This is a genomic window from Telluria mixta (genome assembly GCF_029223865.1).
GTDB lineage: Bacteria > Pseudomonadota > Gammaproteobacteria > Burkholderiales > Burkholderiaceae_D > Telluria > Telluria mixta.
Window position 1 is genome coordinate 122,234 of the sequence record NZ_CP119520.1, and the last position, 16,913, is coordinate 139,146.

General features: G+C 64.4%; 17 protein-coding genes. 5 read left to right on the forward strand and 12 right to left on the reverse strand.

Going from position 1 to position 16,913, the window contains the following annotated elements; translation table 11 throughout:
- Nucleotides 1–23: 23 nt before the first annotated feature.
- Nucleotides 24–1,322: an acetyl-CoA hydrolase/transferase family protein gene (locus P0M04_RS00525; RefSeq protein WP_259452424.1), complete on the forward strand. Its 1,299-nt coding sequence runs from the start codon at nt 24–26 to the stop codon at nt 1,320–1,322.
- Between the two features lie 49 nt (nt 1,323–1,371).
- Here P0M04_RS00525 and P0M04_RS00530 read toward each other — a convergent pair whose 3' ends face one another.
- Entirely contained in the window at nt 1,372–1,569 is a 198-nt protein-coding gene (locus P0M04_RS00530) for a hypothetical protein (RefSeq protein ID WP_259452423.1), read from the reverse strand.
- A gap of 199 nt (nt 1,570–1,768) precedes the next feature.
- Here P0M04_RS00530 and P0M04_RS00535 point away from each other — a divergent pair, with 199 nt between their 5' ends.
- On the forward strand, nt 1,769–2,293 hold the full coding sequence (locus P0M04_RS00535; RefSeq protein ID WP_259452422.1) for a DsbA family protein: 525 nt from the start codon (nt 1,769–1,771) through the stop codon (nt 2,291–2,293).
- On the opposite strand, the gene P0M04_RS00540 is transcribed toward P0M04_RS00535, so the two are convergent.
- The 7 genes from P0M04_RS00540 to P0M04_RS00570 all read right to left on the reverse strand — a co-directional run bounded on the left by P0M04_RS00540 (nt 2,230) and on the right by P0M04_RS00570 (nt 8,582).
- A complete protein-coding gene (locus P0M04_RS00540; protein ID WP_259452421.1) occupies nt 2,230–4,416 on the reverse strand; it encodes a sodium-translocating pyrophosphatase in 2,187 nt (728 codons plus the stop codon). The genes P0M04_RS00535 and P0M04_RS00540 overlap by 64 nt on opposite strands.
- Before the next feature lie 214 nt (nt 4,417–4,630).
- On the reverse strand, nt 4,631–5,287 hold the full coding sequence (gene adk / locus P0M04_RS00545; protein ID WP_259452420.1) for an adenylate kinase: 657 nt from the start codon (nt 5,285–5,287) through the stop codon (nt 4,631–4,633).
- A 190-nt stretch (nt 5,288–5,477) separates the two neighbouring features.
- Nucleotides 5,478–6,230: a 3-deoxy-manno-octulosonate cytidylyltransferase gene (gene kdsB / locus P0M04_RS00550; RefSeq protein WP_259452419.1), complete on the reverse strand. Its 753-nt coding sequence runs from the start codon at nt 6,228–6,230 to the stop codon at nt 5,478–5,480.
- A gap of 4 nt (nt 6,231–6,234) precedes the next feature.
- Nucleotides 6,235–6,408 (reverse strand): Trm112 family protein, encoded by a 174-nt coding sequence (locus P0M04_RS00555; RefSeq protein ID WP_081984107.1) that lies wholly within the window; start codon nt 6,406–6,408, stop codon nt 6,235–6,237.
- Nucleotides 6,389–7,417, reverse strand: coding sequence for a tetraacyldisaccharide 4'-kinase (lpxK, locus tag P0M04_RS00560; RefSeq protein ID WP_259452418.1), 1,029 nt, complete (start codon nt 7,415–7,417; stop codon nt 6,389–6,391). The genes P0M04_RS00555 and lpxK overlap by 20 nt, the downstream gene beginning before the upstream one ends.
- 107 nt (nt 7,418–7,524) lie before the next feature.
- On the reverse strand, nt 7,525–7,977 hold the full coding sequence (locus tag P0M04_RS00565; RefSeq protein ID WP_259452463.1) for an ExbD/TolR family protein: 453 nt from the start codon (nt 7,975–7,977) through the stop codon (nt 7,525–7,527).
- Nucleotides 7,977–8,582: a MotA/TolQ/ExbB proton channel family protein gene (locus tag P0M04_RS00570; protein WP_036237285.1), complete on the reverse strand. Its 606-nt coding sequence runs from the start codon at nt 8,580–8,582 to the stop codon at nt 7,977–7,979. Before P0M04_RS00570 ends, P0M04_RS00565 begins: the two co-directional genes overlap by 1 nt.
- A gap of 1,190 nt (nt 8,583–9,772) precedes the next feature.
- Here P0M04_RS00570 and xseA point away from each other — a divergent pair.
- From xseA to P0M04_RS00585, 3 genes are all read left to right on the forward strand, one after another.
- Nucleotides 9,773–11,134, forward strand: coding sequence for an exodeoxyribonuclease VII large subunit (gene xseA / locus P0M04_RS00575; RefSeq protein WP_259452417.1), 1,362 nt, complete (start codon nt 9,773–9,775; stop codon nt 11,132–11,134).
- Nucleotides 11,135–11,255: 121 nt separating this feature from the next.
- Nucleotides 11,256–11,834, forward strand: coding sequence for a superoxide dismutase (locus tag P0M04_RS00580; RefSeq protein WP_259452416.1), 579 nt, complete (start codon nt 11,256–11,258; stop codon nt 11,832–11,834).
- Between the two features lie 342 nt (nt 11,835–12,176).
- Nucleotides 12,177–12,863 carry a response regulator gene (locus tag P0M04_RS00585; protein ID WP_036237291.1) on the forward strand — a complete coding sequence of 229 codons (687 nt, stop codon included), beginning with the start codon at nt 12,177–12,179 and terminating at the stop codon, nt 12,861–12,863.
- 97 nt (nt 12,864–12,960) lie between these two features.
- Here the strand turns inward: P0M04_RS00585 and P0M04_RS00590 are convergent, their stop codons facing one another.
- From P0M04_RS00590 to P0M04_RS00605, 4 genes are all read right to left on the reverse strand, one after another.
- Nucleotides 12,961–13,707, reverse strand: coding sequence for an SDR family oxidoreductase (locus P0M04_RS00590; RefSeq protein ID WP_259452415.1), 747 nt, complete (start codon nt 13,705–13,707; stop codon nt 12,961–12,963).
- 40 nt (nt 13,708–13,747) lie between these two features.
- On the reverse strand, nt 13,748–14,461 hold the full coding sequence (locus tag P0M04_RS00595) for a hypothetical protein (protein WP_259452414.1): 714 nt from the start codon (nt 14,459–14,461) through the stop codon (nt 13,748–13,750).
- 2 nt (nt 14,462–14,463) lie between these two features.
- Nucleotides 14,464–15,324 (reverse strand): MipA/OmpV family protein, encoded by an 861-nt coding sequence (locus P0M04_RS00600; RefSeq protein WP_259452413.1) that lies wholly within the window; start codon nt 15,322–15,324, stop codon nt 14,464–14,466.
- 73 nt (nt 15,325–15,397) lie between these two features.
- Nucleotides 15,398–16,621, reverse strand: a complete 1,224-nt coding sequence (locus P0M04_RS00605; protein ID WP_259452412.1) for a hypothetical protein — start codon at nt 16,619–16,621, stop codon at nt 15,398–15,400.
- Nucleotides 16,622–16,913 lie beyond the last annotated feature (292 nt).

A 16,913-nucleotide genomic window follows, 5' to 3' on the forward strand; every position in this document is an offset into this window, starting at 1 on the left:
ACAAAAACATACAGGAGACGACCATGCAGACCCTGCAGGAGATGTACCGCGCCAAACGCGGCAGTGCCTTCGACGCCCTCAACCATGTCCGCGACGGCGACATGATCGTCGTCCCGACCGGTGTCGGCGAACCGCCCACCCTGCTGCACGCGCTGTCGCAGGAATGCCGGGGCTTTCACGACGTCCAGGTCGCGCAGATCCTCGCGATGCGCAAGTACGGCTATTTCGCGCCCGAGTGCCGGCCGCATGTGCGCCACGCGGCACTGTTCTTCGGCGGGGCCTCGCGCGCCGGCGGCCAGGGCGGCTGGTGCGACTTCATCCCCAATTATTTTTCCGAGATCCCGATGCTGATCGAACGAGGGCTCATGCCGGCGGATGTCGTGTTCGCGATGGCATCGCCGATGAGCGCATCCGGCCACTTCGCCCTCAGCCTCGGCACGGATTACACGATGGCGGCCGTCGCGAAGGCGCGCGCCGTCGTGCTGGAAGTGAATCCGCACGTCCCGTTCACACACGGCCAGTGTCACGTGCACATCTCGCAGGTCACCGCGCTGGTCGAAAGCGAAGACCCGATCATGGAAGTGGGCCTGCCCCACATCGGCCCCGTGCAGGAAGCGATCGGCCGCCTCGTGGCCGAGCACATCGAGGATGGTTCCACCCTGCAGATCGGCTACGGCGGCATTCCGGACGCTGTCGTCATGCAGCTGACGGACAAGCGCGACCTCGGCATCCACACGGAAATGATCGGCGACGGCATCCTGAAACTCGTGGAAGCGGGCGCCGTGACCAACCGCCGCAAGACGCTGTTGCCCGGCAAGATGGTGGCGACGTTCGCGCTGGGCTCGCGCCGCCTGTACGACTTCATGCACCACAATCCGATGCTGGAGATGCATCCGTCGAACTTCACGAACGATCCGTACATCGCTGGCCAGAACGACAAACTCGTGTCGATCAACGCGAGCCTGCAGGTCGACCTGCTGGGCCAGTGCGGCAGCGAAAGCATCGGCCACCTGCCCTATTCCGGCACGGGCGGCCAGGTGGATTTCGTACGCGCCGCGAACCGGTCGCGCGGCGGCAAGTCGTTCATCGTGCTGCCGTCCACGGCGAAGGACGGCACCGTCTCGCGCGTCGTGCCGACCCTGTCGCCTGGCACCCACGCCACCACGAGCAAGAACGACGTCAACCATGTCGTCACGGAATGGGGCGTGGCACAGCTGCGCGGCAAGTCGGCGAAGCAGCGCGCGCAGGCGCTGATCGCCATTGCGCATCCGGATTTCCGGCCGTGGCTGCGCGAGGAAGCGGACCGCATGTGCGTGTTCTGAAATGAAAAACGGGACCTCGCGGTCCCGTTCGTTGATCGACGTGACGCCGTCAGACGCGCGTCTCGTTCATGGTGCTGCGTGCGTGATCGGCGCCCAGTGCGCCGGCCACGCCGTAGACGAGCAGCGCGCGCTGCAGTTCGGCACGGTCGGCGCCGTCGGCCCGTTGCATGCTGTCCTGGCGCGGTGCGTCGGTTGGATCGAGGCCGAGGGCGTCGGTTACGCCCTTTCCTTCCAGATTGATCGTCATGGTTTTCTCCATTTGGTTAGTAAGCTGGCGCGGCTTGTTCAATAAACAAAACCGCTGATGACGCTACTGTACCGCAACGGAGGCTAACTCGTCGCCATCTGTTTTGTTTTTACACCTATCTTCTTTCCGGGTGAAAATTTACTACACAATTTAGCATGTCATGTCATCATGGCGCCTCGATGCGACCAGGAGAAAATCGATGAAGCGAGTTGACGAGATCGGAAATGACGAACACGTGCGCGGCCCGGCGGATGCCGCGCTGACGGTGATCGAATACGCGGACTTCCAATGCCCGTACAGCGCCCGCGCCCACGTCGCGCTGCGCGAGCTGGACGAGCAATTCGGCGGCATCCGCCTGGTCTACCGCCACCTGCCGCTGGCGCACCTGCACCCGCTGGCCGAACTGGCGTCGGAAGCGGCCGAGGCGGCCGGCAGCCAGGACCGCTTCTGGGACATGCACGACGCGCTGTACGAACAGCAGCGTCAGGTGTTCGACAAGCAGGACCTCGCCGTGCTGGCGGAAAGCCTCGATCTCGACATCGAGCGCTTCCGCGCGGAGGTGCTGGACCGCCGCCATCGTGCACGCGTGCAGGCGGATGCCGAACGCGCCCACCACGACGGCGCGACCGGCACCCCGACCTTCTTCATCAACGGCGTACGCTACCGCGGCGATTCGGACCGCGCATCGCTGGAAAGCGCGCTCAGCGAAGCGCTCGGGCGCTGAACCGCTGCTTTCGAGGATGCCCCTGCCGGTGCCTGCACGGTCGCCGTGGGCTTGGCGTACAGCGCCTGCGGTTCCGACACGGCCAGCCAGCCGCCCGCCGGCAGCAGCGGCACGAGCAGCAGCGCCACGATGTTGATGATCTTGATGAGCGGATTCACGGCCGGCCCGGCCGTGTCCTTGTACGGGTCGCCCACCGTGTCGCCCGTGACGGCGGCCTTGTGCGCATCGGAACCCTTGCCGCCGTAGTGATTGTCTTCGATGTATTTCTTGGCGTTGTCCCAGGCGCCGCCGCCCGTCGTCATCGAGATCGCGACGAAGAGTCCGGTCACGATCGTACCCATCAGCATGCCGCCCAGCGCCGCGGGCCCAAGCAGCATGCCGACGAGGATCGGCACGATCACGGGCAGCAGCGACGGCAGCACCATTTCGCGGATCGCGGACGCCGTGAGCATGTCGACGGCCTTGTCGTATTCCGGCTTGCCGGTACCCGCCATGATGCCGACGATGTCGCGGAACTGGCGCCGCACCTCCAGCACGACGGCACCCGCCGCCCGCCCCACTGCTTCCATCGCCAGCGCACCGAACAGGTAAGGCACGAGGCCGCCGATGAACAGGCCCACGATCACCATCGGGTTCGACAGCTCGAACGCGATATGGGTGCCATGCGCTTCCAGCGCATGCGTGTAGTCGGCGAACAGCACGAGGGCCGCGAGCCCCGCGGAGCCGATCGCATACCCCTTCGTGACGGCCTTCGTCGTGTTGCCGACGGCGTCCAGCGGGTCGGTGACGGCGCGCACCTGGTCGGGCATGCCGCTCATCTCGGCGATGCCGCCCGCGTTGTCGGTGATGGGGCCGTAGGCATCCAGCGCGACGATGATGCCGGCCATCGACAGCATGGCGGTCGCCGCGATGGCGATGCCGTACAGGCCGCCCAGCGCGTACGCGACGAGGATCGCGGCGCACACGACGAGCACGGGATACGCGGTCGACTTCATCGACACGCCGAGCCCCGCGATGATGTTGGTGCCGTGGCCCGTCGTCGACGCTTCGGCGATGTGACGCACGGGCCCGAATTCCGTCGCCGTGTAGTACTCGGTGATGTAGACCATCAGGCCCGTGAGCGCGATGCCGACCGTGGCGCAGCCCAGCATGCGCCAGCGCATGATGTCGTCCGGCCACACGAGCCACGTGACGGCGGCGAATCCGATCAGCGACAGCCCGGCCGACCACCACAGCCCCGTGTACAGCGCGTACATGATCTTGTGCCCCGGATGGTTCTTCACGAGCGAGCAGCCGACGATGGACCCGATGATGGAAATGCCGCCCAGCAGCAGCGGATACACGGTGCCGGTGCCGCCCATGCCGGGGATCACCAGCGCGCCGAGCAGCATCGTGGCGACCAGCGTGACGACGTAGGTTTCGAACAGGTCGGCCGCCATGCCGGCGCAATCGCCCACGTTGTCGCCCACGTTGTCGGCGATGACGGCGGGGTTGCGCGGATCGTCCTCGGGAATGCCGGCCTCGACCTTGCCCACGAGGTCGGCGCCGACGTCGGCGCCCTTCGTGAAGATGCCGCCGCCGAGGCGCGCGAAGATCGAGATCAGCGAGGCGCCGAACGCGAGGCCCACGAGCGGCTGGATCACTTCGTGCGGGGTCAGGGCGGGGTCCGCGCGCAGCACGAGGATCCAATAGAACAGCGCCACGCCCAGCAGGCCCAGGCCGACCACGAGCATGCCCGTGATGGCGCCGCCGCGGAAGGCGACGTTCAGCGCCTGGTCGAGCCCGGTCGCGGCCGCCTGTGCCGTACGCACGTTGGCGCGGACGGACACGTTCATGCCGATGAAGCCGCAGGCCCCGGACAGCAGCGCGCCGGCCAGGAAGCCGCCCGCGGTTGCGGCACCGAGCAGGAAGTAGATGGCGATCAGCAGGACGAAGCCCACGATCGCGATGGTACGGTACTGGCGCGCCAGGTAGGCCGACGCCCCCTGCTGGATGGCCAGCGAGATTTCCTGCATGCGGCCGTTGCCGGGATCCTGTTGCAGGACCCATCGGCGCGACCACAAGCCGTAGAATACCGCGATGACGCCGCACGCGACGGCGAAGGTGAGCTGCGCAGATGCCATGTCGTCCCCCTCGTTTTCGATCAAACCACTACAGAGTCGAAAGGCCGCGTGCGCTTAGTTGAGCTTAGTTGAGCTAACTTGAGCTTACCTGCGGTACGGCCTGCCTTGCTGCATTCGCCGCACAAGGGTGCGACAAAACTTTGATCTAAAAACCTGGACGGATGGCATGTGTCATCCGGAGCCAAAAAGAGCGGCTTGCGCCGCTCTGGAATGCTCAGCCTGCGAGTGCCGCGAATGCGGCGTCGCGTACCTGTTCGACCGGGCCGACGCCCGAGATCTTGCGGTACTTCGGCGCGCCCGGCAGGCCCGATTCCGCCCACTTGTTGTAGTAGCCGAGCAGGACTTCGGTCTGGTTGTGGTACACGGCCAGGCGTTTCTTGACCGTTTCTTCCGTGTCGTCGTCACGCTGGACCAGCGGCTCGCCCGTCACGTCATCCTTGCCTTCGACCTTCGGCGGGTTGAACTTGACGTGGTACACGCGGCCCGATGCCGGGTGGCTGCGGCGACCGCTCATGCGTTCGACGATCAGCTCGTCCGGCACGTCGATTTCCAGCACATAGTCGATCTTCACACCGCTGTCCTTCATGGCGTCGGCCTGCGCGATCGTGCGCGGGAAGCCGTCGAACAGGTAGCCGTTGGCGCAGTCGGCATCCTTCAGGCGCTCCTTCACCAGGCCGATGATGATGTCGTCCGACACCAGCTGGCCAGCATCCATCACTTTTTTCGCAGCCAGGCCCAGCTCGGTGCCGGCCTTGATGGCCGCACGCAGCATGTCGCCGGTGGAAATCTGGGGGATGTTGTATTTTTCTTTGATGAAGTTCGCCTGGGTGCCTTTACCGGCGCCGGGGGCTCCTAACAGAATGAGACGCATGAAGGATTTCCTAAAGGTATCTAATAATTTTTTTGACGCAGTTGTAGTTGGGAACAGACAACTGCATGATGCATATCTAGCTACTGATACGAAACTTACCACAAAAGCAGCAATAAAAGCCACCGGCGGCGGCCGATCTCTCAGCCGTTTGACGTGCCGCAAGCAGCCTGAAGAGTAGTTTCTACCAGGATCAAGACGTATAGAAAAGTCGCACTCGCTCCAGATCGGCCGGGGTGTCGACGCCCGCGTGGGGCGCCTCGTCCGTCACGTGCACGGCGATCGGGACGCCGTGCCACAACACGCGTAATTGTTCCAGTGCCTCGATGGATTCGAGCGGCGCGGGTTCCAGCTGCGGATAGCGCTGCAGGAACGCATTGCTGTACGCGTACAGGCCGATGTGGCGCAGGGGGACGTAGCCCGCAGGCAGTTGCTCGCGGGTGGCGGCAAAGCCGTCGCGGTGCCAGGGGATCGTGGCGCGCGAGAAGTACAGTGCGCGCCCGGACTTGTCCAGCACGACCTTCACGACGTTCGGGTTGAAGGCGTCGGCCACATCGGACAGCGGATGGGCGCAGGTCGCCATCGGCACGTCGGCCGAGATGCGCGCGGCGCACGCGGCCAGCAGCGCGGGATCGATCAGCGGTTCGTCGCCCTGCAGGTTGACGACGACGGCATCGGGCGCGAGGCCGAGCAGGTGCGCCACTTCGGCGATGCGGTCCGTGCCGGAAGGGTGATCCGAACGCGTCATGCAGGCTTCCACGCCATGCGCGGCGCAGGCGGCGGCGATGTCGGCGTGGTCGGTGGCGACGATGATGCGGGAGGCGCCCGATTGCTGCGCGCGTTCGGCCACGCGCACGACCATCGGCTTGCCGCCCAGGTCGGCGAGCGGCTTGTTCGGCAGCCGCGTGGAGGCCAGGCGTGCCGGGATGATGACGACGAAACTCATCGGGTTACAGGGCCGGCTCGACCTTGCGCGCCTCCTCGGCCCACATGATCGGGATGCCGTCACGGATCGGATACGCGAGGCGGTCCGGGCGGCAGATCAATTCCTGCGCTTTCTTGTCATATTCGAGCGGTCCCTTGCACAGCGGGCAGACCAGGATATCAAGCAGTCGGGCGTCCACGACATTTCTCCACGATTTGGGCAGCCAGCGCGGCATCGATCTGCGCGCCGACCGGCACGACCCACACGCGCGGGTCGTTGTTGATTGTTTCAAGTTGCCGACATTTTACTGCATCCTTCTCCGTCACCAGGATGACGTCGGCGTCGACGGTACGGAACGGGTCGTCGAGGAAGTCGTGGTGGTCGGGCAGCGGCAGTTCGGCGACGTCCAGGCCGGCCGCGCGCAGCAGTGCGAAAAAGCGCCCCGGATTGCCGATGCCGGCCGCCGCCAGTACCCGTTTTCCACGCAACGCGGACAGCGGCACGCGCTCGTTCGCATCCATCAGGCGCTCGGCATGGTCGCCCGCGAGGCGCATCTGCCACGGCTGTCCGCCCACCGCCGCGGCCAGCGCCGGCGTGATCTCCGGCGCGTTGACGACGGTGACATCGCGCCGGCGCGACGGCGCTTCGCGCAGCGGGCCGGCCGGCAGGGTCCAGCCGTTGCCGGTGCCGCGGCCGTCGAACAGGATGATCTCGACGTCGCGCGCGAGGGCGTAGTGCTGCAGGCCGTCGTCGGTGATCAGCACGTCCACGTCGGGATGGAGGTCCAGCAGATGGCGTCCGGCCGCGACGCGCTTGCGGCCGACGACGACGGGGCAGCCGGCACGCGCCGCGATCAGCAGCGGTTCGTCGCCGACGTCCTGCGCGCGCGACGTCACCAGTACTTCGCGCGGTGCATCTTCCGCGCCGCCATGGCCGCGCGAGATCACGCCCGGCCGCATCCCGGCCGCGCGCAGTTGCTGCGCCAGCCAGATCGTGAGCGGCGTCTTGCCCGTGCCGCCGATGAAGATGTTGCCGACGACGACCACGGGCACGGGCAGCCGTCCGGCCTTCAGCACGCCCGCGCGGTACAGGGCGATGCGCAGCGCGGTCAGCAGACGGAACAGCAGGGACAGCGGCCACAAGGCTACGGCGAGCGGCCCGCGCCGGAGCCAGGCGCGGGTGAGTGTGGATTCGAGAGAGGATGCCATGTACTAGCCAAACCGTCGTCCCTGCGAAGGCAGGGACCCAATTTGCACGCACACTGTCAGCGCTCGCAGAACTTGGGTCCCCGCCTGCGCGGGGACGACGAAAATTCTTACTTCTGCCCGCCCGTCTGCGCCGCAAACGTCAGCTTGTCATATCCCGCCATGCGCGCCGCTTCCAGCACGTTGATCACCATCTGGTGCATCGCGAACTGGTCGGCATTGACGATGATGACCGGGTCCTTCACGGGTGCCGGCAGCGGCTGGCCGTCGGGGCCGGTGCCGGCCGCGCGTTTGAGGTCGTCGGCGAGGCTCGCCACGCCGTGGAACGCGACCGGCACGTTGTTCACCGTGTAGTTACCCTTGGCGTCGACCGTGACGTTGATCTCGAACGGCTTCTCGATCGCCTTCTCGGCATCCGCAGTCGGCAGCGTGATCTGCAGTTCGGTGAACTTGCTGTACGTGGTCGTCACCATCAGGAAGATCAGCACGACCAGCAGCACGTCGATGAACGGGATCAGGTTGATTTCCGGATCCTCGCGTTTGCGGCCGCGACGGAAGTCGATCATTTGCGGGCACCGTGGACGACGTCGACGAATTTCACGGCCTGCAGCTCCATGTCGATGATGAAGCTGTCCACCAGTGCGCGGAAGTGGCGGTAGAACACGAGGGCCGGCATCGCGATCGCCAGGCCGAAGCCCGTGTTGTACAGCGCGACGGAGATACCGTGGGCCAGCTGGGCGGGATTCGTGCCGCTGGCATTCTGCGCGCCGAAGATCTCGATCATGCCGACCACCGTACCGAACAGGCCCATCAGCGGCGCCAGCGACGCGATCGTGCCGAGCGTCGTCAGGAAGCGTTCCAGCACGTGGGCAACGCCCCTGCCCGCTTCCTCGATCGATTCCTTCATCACGTCGCGCGGCGCGTCGACGTTGCGCAGCGCAGCGGCCAGCACGGCACCGAGCGGGGAATTCGTTTGCAGCTTGTCGATGATGTCCGGAGTGACCTTGCCGCTGCGATAAACCTGGATGACTTCATCGAGCAGCTGGCGCGGCAGGATCTTTTCGCGACGCAGGTAGATCAGGCGCTCGATGATCAGGGCCAGGGCGATGATCGACGCGATCAGCAACAGCCAGATGGGCCAGCCGGCGGCTTGAAGAATGGCGAGCAAATGGGACTCCTGGATAAGTAAAAAACAATGAAACAATGTAGTTGCGCAATGTAACGTGTTGCCCGGATTGCGGCAAGTAGAGTTCTGCACACTTTCTGTGGATAAAAGTGTGTGCAAGGCCGTCCGTTGGCGCTAAGTGGCTTGATTCTTAAAGGATATTTTTCCGTGCGTAAAAACTTGGCAGAACCAAAACGCGTTTCCAGCAAGGAACTTTACAGGCCCGTAGCGAGCTCCATCTGCACGTAGTTGCCCACAATTTCTGTGGATAAATTTGTGAGGAATCAGCTTTCCATGCGGTAAGTATTTGATTTTGCTCAGAGAAATTTCCAAGTCCAAAAAATAGGCACGGTTGTGCCAGACTACACATCCCCTCCTACCCTGCCCTTCTGCACATTTTTTGTGGACAAAATTGTGCGCAAGCGCCCAAACCAAACCTTAAGTCCTTGATTCTTAGAAGAAAAGAATATGCGCCCGTTTTTTGGGCAAGCGCTTGTCCCCGTGCCGGGTCTGCCCCCCGCAGGATTTTTCACACAAACTGTGGAAAAAGATGTGAGCAAGCTCATCGTTCGCCCACTAACTCGTTGATTTATCTCAGCATTCTTAGCCAAGCCCAATTTTTAGGCATACTGGACTTGTGCACAGCGCACACGCCTTGACGGCCGGCTGTTCCGGCCACGCCGCCACTGGGTTATAGTCGCGTCCCGACACAACCGGTCTTCTGCACACATTTTGTGGAAAAGATTGTGAGCAACGCACTTGATGGAAGACAAAGTCATTGAATCTAAACGGTATTTTCTCCGTGCAGATTTTTTAGGCAGTGGAAAACCGGTCGTGTATGCGCGGGTTGACGGGCCTCTGTTCACATAAACTGTGGAAAACGATGTGAGCAAGGGCCGCGACAGCGCCCTAAGTGTTTGATTGCCCAAGGAAAATATATTCAAGCTGAATTTTTGAGCAGCGCCGACTTGTCCACTTTCGCACATAAACTGTGGATAAGATTGTGGCCAAGTATCCGAAGATGCACTCAAGCCATTGATCCGTAAGGCAATTTGGTTGCTGCATCGAAATCGGGCAGCATCTTTTACTATAAAAATCAGGTGTTTACAAAAACTACTTGTTGTTTTACAGCAGATGTGTCTTACACTGCGCGCAGCCATGTTTTTGTGGACAGTTCAAACCAGCTCATCCCTATGTTCCCCACCGAAGACGCCGACCCGGCCTACGCCGCCCCGCCCGTACTGACCGTCACGGCCCTCAACCAGCAGGTCGCGCGCCTGCTGGAGCGCACCTTTCCGCTCGTCTGGATCGGCGGCGAGATCTCGAATTTCACGCGCGCAGCCAGCGGCCACTGGTATTTCACGCTGAAGGACGACGCAGCCCAGGTGCGCGCCGTCATGTTCCGCGGCCGCGCCCAGTACGCGGGCTTTACCCCGCGCGAGGGCGACAAGGTCGAGGTGCGCGCCCTCGTCACCCTGTACGGGGCGCGCGGCGATTACCAGATCAACGTGGAGGCGATCCGCCGCGCGGGCGTGGGCGCGCTGTACGAAGCGTTCATGCGCCTGAAGGAAAAGCTGGGGGCCGAGGGTCTGTTCGACGAAAGCCGCAAGCGTCCACTGCCCCTGTTCGCGCGCACGGTAGGCATCGTCACGAGCCCGCAGGCGGCCGCGCTGCGCGACGTGCTGACGGCCCTCAGGCGGCGCGTGCCGCACGTGCGCATCGTGCTGTATCCGGCGCCCGTGCAGGGCCAGCTGGCCGCGCAGAAGATCGCGGAAGCCATCGCCGTCGCATCGCACCGACGCGAAGTGGACGTGCTGATCGTGTGCCGCGGCGGGGGCTCGATCGAAGACCTGTGGAGCTTCAACGAAGAAGCCGTCGCGCGCGCGATCGCGGCGTGCAGCATGCCCGTGATCTCGGGCGTGGGCCACGAGACGGATTTCACCATCGCCGACTTCGCCGCCGACCTGCGCGCCGCCACGCCGACGGCTGCCGCCGAGCTCGCCGCCACCGCACGTGCGGACTGGATCGCGTCGCTGCAGGCGGACGCCGGCGACCTGCGCCGCGCGATGGACCGCGTCCTGTCCGACGCCGGCCAGGGCCTCGACAACCTGTCGCGCCGCCTGTTGAGCCCGTCGAGCCAGATCCAGCACCAGCGCCTGAAACTTCTGGGCATGGCCAGCAGTCTCACGCATGCCGTCCGCGCGCCGGTGAACCGCCATGGCCTGCTGTTGGCCCAGCTGCAGCAGCGCTGGGCCCGCCATCGCCCGGACTGGAGCGGCCTGCGCACGCGGCTGGAATCCGACCGGCGCCACCTGATGGCCAGCGTCGGCAACCAGTTGCGCGCGCGGCGCGAGGCATTGAACGCCCTGGCGGCGCAGCTGGAACTGCTGAACCCGCAGCGGACGCTGGAGCGCGGCTATGCGATCGTCAGCAACGCGAAAGGTAAAGTTCTACATTCGCCGGGCCAGATCAAGCCGCGCGACGTATTGCGCATCCGCCTGGCGGACGGCAGTGCCGAAGTCAGTATCGCCGGCGTACAAGACTTACTCGAATGACAATCTGATGTATTCGCAAAGCCATATCTGCAACGTTTGCTTAACCGGTTTAGAATAAGCGCCCGAATTGATGTACCGCAGAGACTATTGAGTCTCCCGTCAACTTACCAAGGAACAAGACATGGAACATACCCTGCCCCCACTGCCGTACGCTAAGGATGCCCTGCAGCCGCACATCTCGGCCGAGACGCTGGAATACCACTACGGCAAGCACCATCAGGCTTACGTCACGAACCTGAACAACCTGATCAAGGGCACCGAGTTCGAAAACCTGTCGCTGGAAGAGATCATCAAGAAATCGCAGGGCGGCGTGTTCAACAACTCGGCCCAGGTGTGGAACCACACCTTCTTCTGGAACTGCATGACCCCGAACGGCGGCGGCGCCCCGACCGGCCCGGTCGCCGATGCGATCAACGCCAAGTGGGGTTCGTTCGACAAGTTCAAGGAAGAGTTCCAGAAGTCGGCCGTCGGCAACTTCGGTTCGGGCTGGACCTGGCTGGTGAAAAAGACGGACGGTACCGTCGACATCGTCAACACCTCGAACGCCGGCACCCCGCTGACCACCGACAACGTGGCCCTGCTGACCTGCGACGTCTGGGAGCACGCCTACTACATCGACTACCGCAACGCCCGTCCGAAGTTCGTCGAGGCATGGTGGAACGTCGTCAACTGGGACTTCGTGAACAAGAACTTCGCGTAATACGTGATTGTTTCGCCATACCTGGCGTAAGTAAAACGGCCTGCTTCATGCAGGCCTTTTTTTTGCTTACTTTCGCTTATTGGCTTCGACCGAAACTATATAACTGGAAGACGCAAACCTTGCGAAACATATTGGACGCAGGCAATCTTATCTGGTCGCCATTGCCTGTCGTCAATATATTTAGCGCCATGGTCGCGTAAGCTATGACGCCGCTCAACTACCCCGCATCGCACGTTCTGCGGCCGGATTTGTCGCGAAACTGTATGTTTTTGTCATGGCTACCCACCAAACATGCTCCAACCTTGCCCACTCTTATAGAATGTCGGGCTCAAGGAGAACATCATGTATCGCGTACTGTTGGTGGAAGACGATCCGCGCCTCGCGGAACTGGTGACGGAATACCTGTCCGGCTATGAATTCTCGGTCGACCTCGTCACGCGGGGCGACGCCGCGCTGGAACACTTCAAGACGGCCACGCCGGACATCGTCGTGCTCGACCTCATGCTGCCCGGCATGGACGGCATGGTCGTATGCCGCCAGATCCGCGACGTGTCCGACGTGCCGATCCTGATCCTCACGGCGCGCGAGGATACCTATGACGAAGTGTCGGGCCTGGAACAGGGTGCGGACGACTTCGTCAACAAACCCGTGCAGCCGCGCGTGCTGCTGGCGCGCCTGCGCGCCCTGCTGCGCCGCACGCAGACGAAGACGACGACGGATACCCGCGTGCTGGAGTTCGGTGCGCTGCGCATCATGACGAGCGACCGCAGCGTCACGTGGCGTGGGCAGCCGTGCGTGCTCAGCAATACGGAATACAAGCTGCTGCTCGTGCTGGCCGAGGCCGCCGGCCGCGTGCTGTCGCGCGACGAGCTGCTCAAGAAGATGCGCGGCATCGAATTCGACGGCCTCGACCGCAGCATCGACAACTGCATCTCCAAGCTGCGCCGCAAGTTCGACGACAATTTGTCCGAGAAGATCAAGACGGTGTGGGGCGAAGGCTACCTGTTTTCGCCATCGGCCTGGAACTAAAAACGTCGTCCCCGCGGAGGCGGGGACCCAATTTTCACGCGTGATCGCGACGCACGCAGAACTTGGGTTCCCGCCTTCGCGGGAACGACGGCGGTCGTCAACGCCCGCCCGACACGTCGATGAACGTCCCGGTCGCATACGACGCCTCGTCCGACAACAGCCACAGCACGGCAGCGGCCACCTCGTCCGCCGTGCCGCCGCGCGCCATCGGCACGGACGATTGCAGGCGCTGGATGCGGCCCGGTTCGCCGCCGCTGGCGTGCATGTCCGTGTGGATCAGCCCCGGCCGCACGCCGTTCACGCGGATGCCTTCCTGCGCCACTTCCTTCGCCAACCCGATCGTCAGCGCGTCCACGGCCGCCTTCGACGCGGCGTAGTCGACATACTCATTGGCCGACCCGAGCACGGCCGCGCGCGACGACACATTCACGATCGCCCCGCCGTTACCGCCGTGGTTGGTGGACATGCGCCGCACGGCGTCGCGCGCGCACAGGAAGCTGCCCGTGACGTTGGTGGCGAGGATGCGGTTGATGCGGGCGGCGTCCATGTGTTCCACCCGCGCCTGGCGCGCGAGGATGCCGGCATTGTTGACGAGGGCATCGAGCCGGCCGCAGCGTGCGTCGATGGCAGCGAACAGGCGCGCGACGTCGTCTTCGTCGGCCACGTCGGCCGCCACCGCGAACGCGCGGCCGCCGGCCGCTTCGATGGCGCGCACGACATCGTTTGCCGCCGCTTCATTCTCCCGGTAATTCACGCAGACCGTGTAGCCGCGTCGCCCGGCCAGCAGCGCGCAGGCGGCGCCGATGCCGCGGCTGGCGCCCGTGATCAGTACTGTCTTGTCCATTCTCGTCCTCGTCGTATGCAACCGGACGAGCATACCGCGTTTATTCGAAGATCGGGACGATCGCCAGCGGCGCGTAATAGGTGACGACCTGGGCCCGTCCGGGCGCGGTGGAGAAGCGCCAGGTCACGATGGGGAAGCCTTCGTCGGGATCCCCGGTGAAGGCGGCGCCGGACGTGACGGGCAACGCCTGCTCGCCGCCGTCCGCGTGGCGCAGGCGGGCGCCGGCCGGTTCGGCCGTTCCCTTCCTTGGGAACACGAAGCGCACGCCGGCGCACTGGCGCGCGCGCTGCGACGCGTCGACGTAGCGCACGAAGCCCAGCGCCTGGGCGCAGGCCGTGCGCAGGTCGGCGGCGTCGTACTGGCCGTCGGCGCGCGGCGCGATTGTCACCTGCGGACGCAGCACGAACGGCATGCCCTTGCGGTTCAGGACGAGCGCCGCGTTCTCGTCGTACGCCGCCTTCGTCAGCGGGAACACGGTGCGGCCGAGGGCGTCCAGCGGCAGGTTCAGCTGCGTCGTCTTGCCCGTCAGCGTGAGCTGGGCGCCCTCGCCCAGTCCGGCGTGGTCGCGCGACTGCACCTGCAGCTGGCTTTGCAACAGATTCTTCGGGCCGCCGTATTTCTCGAACTGGACCATGGCCCGGTACGCATCCCGGTAGCTCACCCATTCGCCGGCCTGTGCCTGTGCTTGCGCGCCGGTCGAAACGACCGCGAGCAGCGAGGCGAAGGCAGCAATGAGTTGGCGGGATGCGCGCATCGTCAGAACCGGTAGGCGAAGGCGGTCGAAACCGTCATGTTGGTGGACCGCTCGACGAGCGGGCTCTTTGCGGCATTGCCCAGCAGGCCCTTGACCTGCAGGTTCGACGTCAGCATCCACGAGGGCGACAGGGCCCAGTTCCAGCGCACGCCGACGCGCGCCTCCTGCAGGCCGCCGCCCGCCTCGTAGTAGGAGAACCGGCTACGCACGGCTTCGTCGCGCGTGACGCCGAAATACGTCTGGTTGTAGTTGCGGTTCACGATGGAGACGCCCGCCGACACCGACACGCGATGCTGGCTGCCCAGTTCGATCGCGAGCCGCTGCACGCCCAGGTCCAGGCGCGCGCCGTCGTGGTCGTTGCCGGCGCCGTACAGGACGCTGCTCGTCAGGCGCCATTGCGGCGTCAGGTAATAGTTCGCGAACACGCCGCCCTGCAGGCGGGCGCCGATCTCGTCCATGCCTTCCAGGCGCGTGGCGACCATGTTGCGCTTGTCGATCGGGTCCGGGACCGGGCCGATCAGGCTCGTGCCCACGGTGCCGACGCCGTCGACGGACCGGCCGGTGCCGGACTCGTCACGGCCGGGCTGCACGGCCAGCAGCGGGCCGTATTCCAACGTCGGGCTGTCCGACAGGTGCATGCCGGCGCTCATGCCGGAAATAAAAAGGCCGTTGCTCCATTGAACCTGAAGCACCGGCAACGCTGATACCTTGCGGCTTCCCGTCCCGTCCCAGCGCGGCGCCGACTGCACGCCGAAGCCGACGTACATGTCGCGACTGCCGTCGGGCATGGGGTTGGTCGCCGGCGTCTGGGCCCACGTCGTGCCGCAGGCAGCGCTCAGCGCGAGGAAGAGAAGCTTGTTCATGTTCAGGGTTGAAAGATTCGGGAAGACAATATTCTACGTCCTTGTCTTCCTTCCTCCCATATCCTTTCCTGCTTTAATGCCTGGTTGCCACTTCGGAAGAGAACACCACCGGCAGATCGCTGCGCGGAATCACGGCGAGGTGCGCCGGCGTCGTCACGAGCATGGCGCACATGATGTCCGGTCCCGGCACCGAGCGCAGCTCACGCACGAGGATCTTGTCGCCCGCGCGCAGGATGCCATCGATCGCGGTCGAGTAGCAGCTGCTGGCGCCATTGCCCATGAATACGCCGACGACCATCTGCGACGCGAAATCGACGGCAGGCCTGGCGCGGCCCGGCGCGTGTTCGTCCCACAGGCGGGTCCATGCGGCCTCGTCCTTGACGACGACGGTGCGTTCCTCGTGGATGCCCGACAGGCTCGTCGCGTCCGCGGTCTGGAAGAAGATGTCCGAGGCGGCCACCTTGTTGAACGCGACGTCGGCGTCCATGCGGTCGACGGCCACGACCTGCATCGGCTGGACCACGACGGGCAGGCAGATGGCGACCGTCGTCACGTCGCGCTCGTCGATCTCGACTTCCAGCTTGCTGGCGCCCGCCGCAACGCGGCCGATGACCATGCTGCGGCAACCGCTGGCGTACTCGCCCGCGAACACGCCGATCAGCATCTTGCGCGTGAAATCGACCTTGGGCTGGGCCGGCACCGGCGTGCGGCCGGCGGTGTGCTGGGCCCACAGCTTGTCCCAGGCGGCTTGGTCCTTGATGACGACGGTCTGCGGCGCCGTCACGCCCGAGAACGTGTCTTTCGCCACGGTGTCGAACGTGACCGCCGTACCGGCCGCCGGCAGGAAGTTCAGTTGCTCGACCTTGTGACCGCTGCCCAGGCCGAGATCCGGCTGGTCGGCGTTCTTGACGATCGTTTCGAACAGCGCGCGGGCGCTCTCGTCCTGGCAATAGGTCTTCGGTCCGGCGATCGTGTCGCCATACGAGCACAGGCGGGTTTCCGGCTTGTTGCCGAACAAGACTTGCTCATAGGACGCGTCGGCGCAGCGACCGGCGTGATCCCAGAACACTTGCTTGCCATCGATGACGAACAGGCGGTTCTTCGTCTCGGCGCAGGCGGCAGTGCGCGCCATCTCGACGAACGGGGCGGTGGCCAGGGCAGCCGGGTTCGGCTCGCCGACCGCGATGCCGGGGCTCGCTTGCTGGTCATGCATCGTGCTTCCTCCACCGCAGGCGGCCAATGTCGCGCCGACGATCATGGCGCCCAGCGGCGTCATCACGCGTCCAAACATGCTCATACTCTCCCTCTCCTGGAAACGATGGCGCCATGTACCCGGCACGCATCCCGAATAAAAAAGGGTCCGCCTTCTCTCGCGCATCGGGCGGACCCAAACGGAAAACCCAATGAGGACAGGTCGCAAACCTACTGCGCGTTGCATTGCCGTCCTGCGATGCTCGCTGTACTCACGTACAGCTGCGCTTCTCGAACGGCACTGCTGCCGCTCGCGACGGTTTTCGACGTGTCCTGACGTGTAGACATCGTACGGACAAGGGGCAAGAACTTCATCCGCGGACTGTCGGGCATTTGTC